General features: G+C 61.2%; 5 protein-coding genes. 3 read left to right on the forward strand and 2 right to left on the reverse strand.

What is annotated here, in order from left to right:
• The first annotated feature begins 131 nt into the window (after nucleotides 1–131).
• Nucleotides 132–857, forward strand: a complete 726-nt coding sequence (locus H1B37_RS26315) for a hypothetical protein (RefSeq protein WP_182870256.1) — start codon at nucleotides 132–134, stop codon at nucleotides 855–857.
• 11 nt (nucleotides 858–868) lie between these two features.
• Here the strand turns inward: H1B37_RS26315 and H1B37_RS26320 are convergent, their stop codons facing one another.
• Both H1B37_RS26320 and H1B37_RS26325 read right to left on the reverse strand, forming a co-directional pair.
• Nucleotides 869–1,681, reverse strand: coding sequence for a sugar phosphate isomerase/epimerase family protein (locus H1B37_RS26320; RefSeq protein WP_182870257.1), 813 nt, complete (start codon nucleotides 1,679–1,681; stop codon nucleotides 869–871).
• A gap of 516 nt (nucleotides 1,682–2,197) precedes the next feature.
• Nucleotides 2,198–5,038, reverse strand: coding sequence for a 2-oxoglutarate dehydrogenase E1 component (locus H1B37_RS26325; protein ID WP_182870258.1), 2,841 nt, complete (start codon nucleotides 5,036–5,038; stop codon nucleotides 2,198–2,200).
• A gap of 307 nt (nucleotides 5,039–5,345) precedes the next feature.
• On the opposite strand from H1B37_RS26325, the gene H1B37_RS26330 reads away from it, so the two are divergent.
• Complete coding sequence (locus H1B37_RS26330) at nucleotides 5,346–5,996, forward strand: hypothetical protein (protein WP_182870259.1); 651 nt, start codon at nucleotides 5,346–5,348, stop codon at nucleotides 5,994–5,996.
• Nucleotides 5,997–6,003: 7 nt separating this feature from the next.
• A complete protein-coding gene (locus H1B37_RS26335) occupies nucleotides 6,004–8,427 on the forward strand; it encodes a multiheme c-type cytochrome (protein WP_353620923.1) in 2,424 nt (807 codons plus the stop codon).
• Nucleotides 8,428–8,477: the final 50 nt, after the last annotated feature.

The raw sequence follows: 8,477 nt of genomic DNA on the forward strand, positions 1-8,477 counted from the left end.
GTGCAACGCTGTTTCTGGCCGCGGCAACCTTCGTGTTGGCCGCGGCGCCCGTTGGGCTGGCGGACCCCGCGGCAACGTCGACGATTGCGCGCGATCTCCCCGGCAATGAATCCGGCCAGCTCGGTTCGGTGATGAGTTCCGATCAAGCCCGGGCGACGGTTCAGTCGCTCGTGGACTTGGCGGTCGCTCAACTGCCGCACGCCTACGATGGCGAAAAGAACTGGAAGCGGACCAAGAAGATCTGGGCCGGCGTGCGGATCCGCCGCGACGGGGTGCAGCTCAAAACCCATCGTCGCTGGCGAGACGTGCGTCAGGGACTGCAGACGCGCTACCACATCCAGTTTCCCGGCGAGCGGTCGGCGCCACGGCCGGTCAACGCGACCGTCCGCAGCGTGACTCCGACCGAGGGCGGCCCCGAGCAGCACGCCGGCTGGATGATCGAGTGCGATCTGGCGACCCCGCTGGATTTTTCGGCCCGCATCGAGCGCTGGAACCTGGGCGTCCAGTGGTACAGTGTCGAAGTCCGTGGGCACGCCAAGATTCGGCTGACCCTCAGCGGCCGGCTGAGCAGTTACCCCGATTACTCGGTGCTCCCCCCGGCGATCGTGATCGACCCCAACGTGACTTCGGCGTCGCTGCACCTGGATGAATTGCACGTCGACCGGATCAGCAAGGTCGGTGGCGAGGTGGCAGAGAAGTGGGGCGAGATGGCCGAAAAGATCGTCAACGAGGTGTTGATCGACGACATCAACGAAAAACTGCACGCCAAGCTGAACAAGGCGATCGACAAGAAACGCGACGACCTGCGGTTCTCCGCCAGCGATTGGATGTCCGCATTGACGGCGATGGACCAATAGCCGGCCCGATCTCAGCACAACTGCCCAAGCGTGTGGTCGAGGTAGCGTTTGGTGTGGTCGAGCAAATGATCGTAGCTGATCGATTCGACGTCTTCACCAATCACTTCCACTTCCCACGAGCCGCAGTAACCGTTCTCGTGCAACAGCTCGATCAGTTCGGGCAGCGGAACACATCCGTCACCGAGCAGACATCGATTCATTTCGCCGTGCGGGCAATGCCGTCCGTCACCGAGTTGGACCAGATGGATGTGCCGGGCGACGTCGGGCAACCAACGCAGGGCATCGCGGTCCATGCCGACGTGGTACGTGTCCAGGGCCAAACCCAACGATGGATTGTCGACACGTTCGATGATGTCCAGCGTCGATTGCAGGTCATGCACGAACGACCATTCATCACCACAACCGGGGTGAAACGGTTCGAGCGCGAGTTTGATTCCGTGTTCCGAGGCGACGGCGGCAACCCGAACGAGCGCTTGGCAAAGTGTTCGACGAAGGTGGGTTTTAATGTGATTGTTTTTTCCACCGGCCAACACGATCAATGTGCCGGCACGCAGCCGCGCGGCTTGGATCACCGCGTTGACGGCATCGGAAACCGCATCCTCGAATGGACGCCCGTCGCTGCCGGTGAACCCTCCGCCCCAGGACAACGATGTCGCCACCATCGAATGCTCGCTCAACAACTCGATCGTTCGTTCCACCCCATAATCGTCCAGCTTGGGGCGGTAAAGCCCGATGCCTCCAAACCCACGTTGCGAGTAAGCGTGAATGTCCGACTCCAGATCCCAACGAAGTGTTGATAGCTGGCTAACAGAAAGCGTGTTCATCCGTGCTTCGGCCATGAAGAGAAGTCCAATCGGGTTGCCCCAAGCGTCACCGTGGCGCCGCGGTGATTGTAACCCATCGCGTGAATCAACGATGCGCGAACTGTTTGATGGCAAAACGTTTTTGGGTAAAAGGTTTTGCAGGATCGTCAGTCGCGCTGGTGTCCAGGCTTTAGCCGCACACGGTCGCTGCTCGGGACGTCGATTGTGTTACTGAAGGATTTGGTAGTTGTCGTTCCGTGCATGATCAAAGTTACGTGCGTGATCAAAGACCACTCCGCTCGGTTCGCCAACGGCGATGGACAACTTAGCCTGGGGTGAGACCGGATGAGCCCCAGCGAATCCGGGCGTAACCCCAGGTCCACTGACCCCAGGCTAAGGATGTGCATGCCCTTTGGGCAAGCGCTGCGGAATGAATTCCGCAGCATAGTGAAACAGCCTTCTGCGCTAACAAAGTCGCTCAGCAAGACAACCGACGTCCCACGCAGCGACCTGTCAAAACACTCCAAGCAAGTCGGCTTACAGCCCGGCGAAGGCGGCTTCGATCAGTTCCTTTTGCTCCAACAGGTGCGCCGCCATGCTTCCCGTGCTGGGGCTGGCAGACTCGGCGCGCGTGATCGGGGTCAGCGTCCAACCGGCGGCTTGGAAATCGTCGCCGAAGTTCAACTTCAGATAAGGCCACGTGCCCATGTTGCGCGGTTCGTCTTGAACAAAGAAGATCTCCGCGTCGCGGGGAACGCCATCCAGGGCGGCGATCAGTTCGTCGCTTTCGAGCGGATAGAGTTGCTCCACACGGATCAATGCGACGTCATCGCGTTCGAGTTCCTGCCGACGCTTTTTCAGATCGTAATAGATCTTGCCCGTGCACATCATCACGCGGCGAACCTTTGACAGATCGACGTCTTTATCGCGCAGGATTCGCTCGAACGATCCTTCGGCCAGCTCCTTGCGATCGCTGACCACTTCGGGGTGTCGCAGCAAGCTCTTGGGCGTCAACACGATCAAGGGTTTTCGCCACTTGCGAATCACTTGTCGGCGCAACAGGTGAAAGTATTGCGCCGGCGTGGTCGGCTGGCAGACCTGGATGTTGTGTTCGGCGGTCATCGCCAAGAACCGTTCGACGCGGGCGCTGCAGTGCTCGGGGCCTTGGCCTTCGAAACCATGCGGCAGCAACATCACCAATCCGCTCAAGCGATTCCACTTGTCTTCGGCACTGGCGATGAACTGGTCGACGATGACCTGGGCACAGTTCCAGAAATCACCGAACTGAGCTTCCCACAGCACCAGGCTGTCGGGGGCGTCGAGCGAATACCCCCATTCGAAGCCCAACACGCCGGCTTCGCTGAGCGGGCTGTTGTGCAATTCGACGCGGGCTTGGTTGGACTCCAGGTGCTCCAGCGGCATGTAGGTTTCGCCCGTCTTGACGTCGTGCTGGACGGCGTGACGTTGGCTGAACGTTCCACGCTGGCAATCTTGGCCGGTCAGCCGGACCGAATGGCCGTCGGACAACAGCGTTGCAAATGCGGCCAGTTCGGCGGTGGCCCAGTCGAACGGTTTTTCGCCGGCGGCCATACCGCGACGATTGGCGATCAACCGTTTCAGTTTTTTGTGCTGGGAAAAGCCTTCCGGCAATCGCGTCGCCGCATCGACCAGTTCGCCCAGGCGGGTTTCGTCAAACGTCGTGTCGGTCGGCTCGATCGGTTCGACCCCGCCGAAGTAGTCGCTCCAGTTGGCGGCCAGGGTTTGCGTGTCGGGAACGAACTGGTGGTTCTTGCTGGCGTCGAATTCCGATTCCAGTTTTTCGGTGCGTTCCTTTTGGATCTCCTCGGCTTCCTCCTCGGTAATTTTCCCGAGAGCTTTGAGCCGATTGAGATACTGCTCGCGGACACCGGCTCGTCGATCGATTTCGGAGTACATCCGTGGCTGGGTGAACCGGGGCTCGTCGCCTTCGTTGTGTCCCCAGCGACGAAACGCATACAAATCGATCACGACGTCGCGTTGGAATTCGTTGCGGAAATCCATCGCCAGCGAGACGACCTGGGCGACCGCTTCGGGGTCTTCACCGTTGACGTGAAAGATCGGGATCTGCAGCATCTTGGCGACGTCGGTCGCGTAGGTCGTGCTGCGTCCCTGAGCCGGCAGGGTGGTGAACCCGACCTGGTTGTTGATGATGATGTGCAGCGTCCCGCCGACGCGGTAACCGTTCAATTCGCTCAGGTTCAACGTCTCTTGGACCACGCCTTCCCCGGCGAACGCGGCGTCACCGTGAATCAACACGTTCATCACCTGGCGCCGCTCGGTATCGCCGCGGTGATCCTGTTTGCAACGGGTGCGCCCCATCGCGACGGTGTTGACGTATTCCAAGTGGCTGGGGTTAAAGCACAACGAGATGTGCAGGTGGTCCCCGCGTGCGGTTTTCCAGTCGCTGCTGTATCCCAAGTGATAGCGGACATCACCGCCGCCGCGACTCATCTCCGGGTTCGGGTCGTCGAAGGACCAGAAGATGTTCATCGCGCGTTTTTTCAGGATGTTCGCCATCACGTTCAGGCGACCGCGGTGGGCCATCCCCATGACGACTTCCTGGACCCCGTGCTCGCCGGCCTTTTCCAGCGCCAGGTCGATCATCGGGATCAGCGTCTCGGCACCTTCCAGCGAGAACGTTTTGGCGCCGACGAACTTGCGGCGGACGAATTCTTCAAAGATCGATGCGTCGGCCAACCGCGCATAAATCCGTCGCTGGGTTTCGTGGGGCAGGTCCAGCCGATTCTCGGTGCTCTCCATCCGCTGCTGCAACCAATCGCGAATGTTGCGATTGTCGATGTGCATGAACTGCGCGCCGATGGAACGGCAGTAGGTATTGCGGAGCTTGGTCAAAATGACGTCCAGCGTGTCACCTTTGACGTGTTCGACGGCCGACGAATCCAGCCGCCGCTGCATGTCGGTTTCGCTCAGCCCGTAGCGTTGGGGGCTCAGTTCCGGCCGATCGCCGCGATCGATGCCCAGCGGGTCGAGCTGTGCTTTGAGGTGTCCGCGGACGCGATACTCGCGGACCAGTTGGTTGACACGATCCTGCATCCGCGACATCCACAACGCCTGATCGGTCGCTTCGTCGCCGGTGGATCCCCTGCGCTCGGCCAGGGCCACGGCGGCGCCGTTCCCGCCGGGTTTGGATGCCCCGGCCGATTGTGCGACCGACGCGCGGGGGCTTTGCGAAACGCTCGCGCCGCGTTTCTTGGCCGTCGCGGGAGAGCTCACCAAGAACTGCTCAAAATACTGTCGCCAGGTCTCCGAGACGCTCTCGGGATCCTGGACATATTGGACGTACAAATCGTCGATGTAGTCCAAGCTAAAGCTATTCATATCAACCGATGCCGATCACGGGCCTGGTCTGTTGTAAGCGTTCAAGCGTTTAATGGCGGGCGGCCGAAGCGAGGTTCGCAGCAATGCTGAACCGTCCGCCGGATTCCACCTCCATCCTCAACACAGTCTAGATTTTGGACGATCAACCGCCACCCTCGCGACGTCAAAGCCCGAACGATTTTTGAAAAAACATTGGCTCGCATCGACAGGTTTTCCCCAGGCCAAAATCGTTGTTGGCCTGAAACCGCGACACACGCTATTCTGCCCGGCCGCATCCCCTGTCTTCCCTGTTCAGTTGGATTGACCCATGGCCGCCTTGCGAGCTCGACCTGCGATCTGGTCCTCCGCCACCGGTGGGATTCTGGTACACGCCTGCCTGCTTGTGGCATCGCTTGCTGCGACGCCGACTGCATCGCTGTCTGCGCCGCCGCCCACCGACGTGTTGTTGCTGCCCGATGTTCCGCTGCCGGCCGACCACCCGCCCAAGGACAACCCGGCCGCCCGGCGGGCGATTTCACGCCTGCTGCAGGGCGGTCGCGAGGACGCCGATTCCGCACCGGATGACAGGGTGCTGCCGGAGGAATTCAAGGAACTGTTGCGCAGCACGCCCAGCGTCCTGGACGGATCGACCCTCGATCCCAAGCGTCAGCCCCAACTGCCGAGCACAAACCGGTCCCGAGACGCCGCCGACACGCCGGCGGCCCGCCGAAGTCGACGCGCCGCGGAAATGCTTCTGAAATCCGCGCGGTTGCTCGACAAAATCGAACCCAAAAGCGAAAATCGCACGTACTTGATCCATCAAATGCGAAGCGAAGCGGTTCGGTTGCTGCAACAATCTGCGGTTTCGATGCAAGGGAACGCGCCGCGTTCCCCCGGCGAGGCGTCACTGCCCCCCGACGAGACGTCGCCTCCATCCCGCAGCGACACGCCCCACCCCCCTCCTCAACAGACCCCCTGACGCCATCTTGTCCGACCGCCGAAGCAAATCATCCAGCCGCCCCAACTCGGCCGGGCAAGCGACACGCGACGCCGAATCTGGTGCCCCCGCCCCGCGTGATGGTTCCAATCCGCCATCGGATCCCAGTCCCGCTGAAAAGAACGCCGCTCGTCCGCCGCGGCGTTGGCTGATCGCCGCTGCCGCCCTGGGCACACTGATCGCCGGCGGCGTGTTTGCCGATTACTGGTCGGCCGAACCGGTCGGGGCGCCTCGCCATTATGTCGGCCGCAACGCCTGCATCGATTGCCACCGAGAACAAACCGAGTCCTTCCTGGGATCGGACCACGACAAAGCGATGGACTTGGCCACCGACGAAACCGTACTCGGCGATTTTAACAACGTCACGTTCGAACACGACGGCTTGGTCAACCGGCTGTTCCGCGACGGCAAACGCTTTATGGTCCACACCGAAGGCGAAGACGGCACGATGCAGGACTTCGAAGTCAAATACGTCTTCGGCGTCTACCCGTTGCAACAGTACATGGTCGAATTCGATCGCAGCGACGACATGCCCGAATGTGACGTCGCACGTCTACAAGTACTCCGCATCAGTTGGGACTCCCGCGACCACCGCTGGTTCTACTTGCGACCGCCGGACGTCGCCGACAAGCTTGCCGCCGACGATCCGTTGCACTGGACCGGTATCGCACAACGCTGGCAAACGATGTGTGCCGATTGCCACTCGACCAACCTGAAACAAAACTTCGATCCCGCCTCGGCCACCTACCACACCACGTTTTCCGAAATCGATGTCAGCTGCGAAGCCTGCCACGGCCCGGCCTCGCTGCACGTCGAACTGGCCAACAAGAAGTCGCTGTTTTGGGACCGACGCCACGGTTATGGACTGGCCAAATTAAAAGGCGCCGATCCCGAGCCCCAGCTGCAAACCTGTGCCCCCTGTCACAGCCGTCGCGGCGTGATGGATCCGCACTTTGCCGCCGGCCCCGATTACTTTGACCACTACCGTTTGGAAACACTCGGCGAAGCGACCTATCACGGCGACGGCCAAATCAAAGACGAAGTCTACGTCTATGGATCGTTCATCCAAAGCAAGATGTACCACAAAGACATCCGCTGCACCGATTGCCACGATCCGCATTCGCTGAAGCTGAAATTCCCGGGCAACGAAACCTGCACCAACTGTCACCAACACGCCGCCGGCAAGTACGACGTCCCGGCGCACCATCACCACGCACCGGACAGCGAAGGCGCCAAGTGCGTCAACTGTCACATGCCGCACACGACCTACATGGACGTCGACCCGCGGAGAGACCACAGCTTGCGAATCCCGCGACCGGATCTGTCGGTCAGCCTGGGAACCCCCAACGCGTGCAGCCATTGCCACGTCAAAGATCGCTTGCCGCAAATCGCCACCGAGCACCGCGACGAATTCCAGTCCAAGGAATACTCGCAATGGTTACTGGCGGCCGAACAAGACGGCACCGCCGCGATCGGTACCGACGGCGAAACGGTCACCGAATTGATTCGCCAGACCGACCAGTGGTGTGACGACGCCTGCGAGAAATGGTACGGCCCGACCCGCAAGAAACCGCTGCATTTTGCCGAAGCCCTGGTGCCGCTGCGCCGCGGCGATCCCCAGGCCGCCAAACGGGCGATCGAAATGCTGACGCTCGGCGACGAAAGCGTTCCGGCGATCGCCAAAGCCACCTTGCTTGACGAACTCGCGCGACAGGGAAGCCGCGCCGCACCACGCGTTGCCGCCGAACTGGCCGACCAGTCCGGCCAACATCCGCTGGTCCGCTCGACCGCCGCCTCGGTGTTGGCGATGGCCAGCCCGTCGACCGGCAAGAGCAAGTTGATGAAACTGCTGGACGACGATTCCCGTCTGGTTCGCACCTCGGCCGCACGTGCCTTGCTGAACTCGCCTGCCTTCGGTCAGCTTTCGCCCTCCGAGCGAAGTCAGTTGGAAGCCGTGCTGAACGAAGTCCGCGAAGAATTCATGGCCGCCTCCGACCGCGCCGGCGCGCACATGGGCTGGGCCGGCATCTGTGAACAACTGGGACGCTATGGCGAAGCGATCGAGGCCTATCAAACCGCGATCCGCGTCGAGCCCAAGGCGGTCGGTGCACGCACCAATTTTGCGGCCTTGCTCGAACAGATCGCCCCCGGCGTCCCCGAATCCGAACGCGACGCACTGCTGCGTCGCGTCAAAACGCTCCGCAAACAGGAGCTGCCGCTGCTGGCACGCGACGCCGCACTCGCCCCCGAGATCGCCGGCATCCAGTACCGCTATGGGTTACTACTGTACCTGGATGGCCAATTGGACGCGGCGCTCGAGCAGCTCAAAAAAGCCGCCCGGCTGGAGCCGGAGAACCAAGATTTCCAGACCGCGGTCAAGCTGCTCAACGAAAAGATGGACAGCCCGCAATAGTACTCCTAAGTGCGACGTCCTTTCCAGGCCGTCGGCGTCAGTAGAATGAT

Origin of the sequence: Stieleria mannarensis, from assembly GCF_014154935.1 — a bacterium.
Classification (GTDB): Bacteria; Planctomycetota; Planctomycetia; order Pirellulales; family Pirellulaceae; genus Stieleria; species Stieleria mannarensis.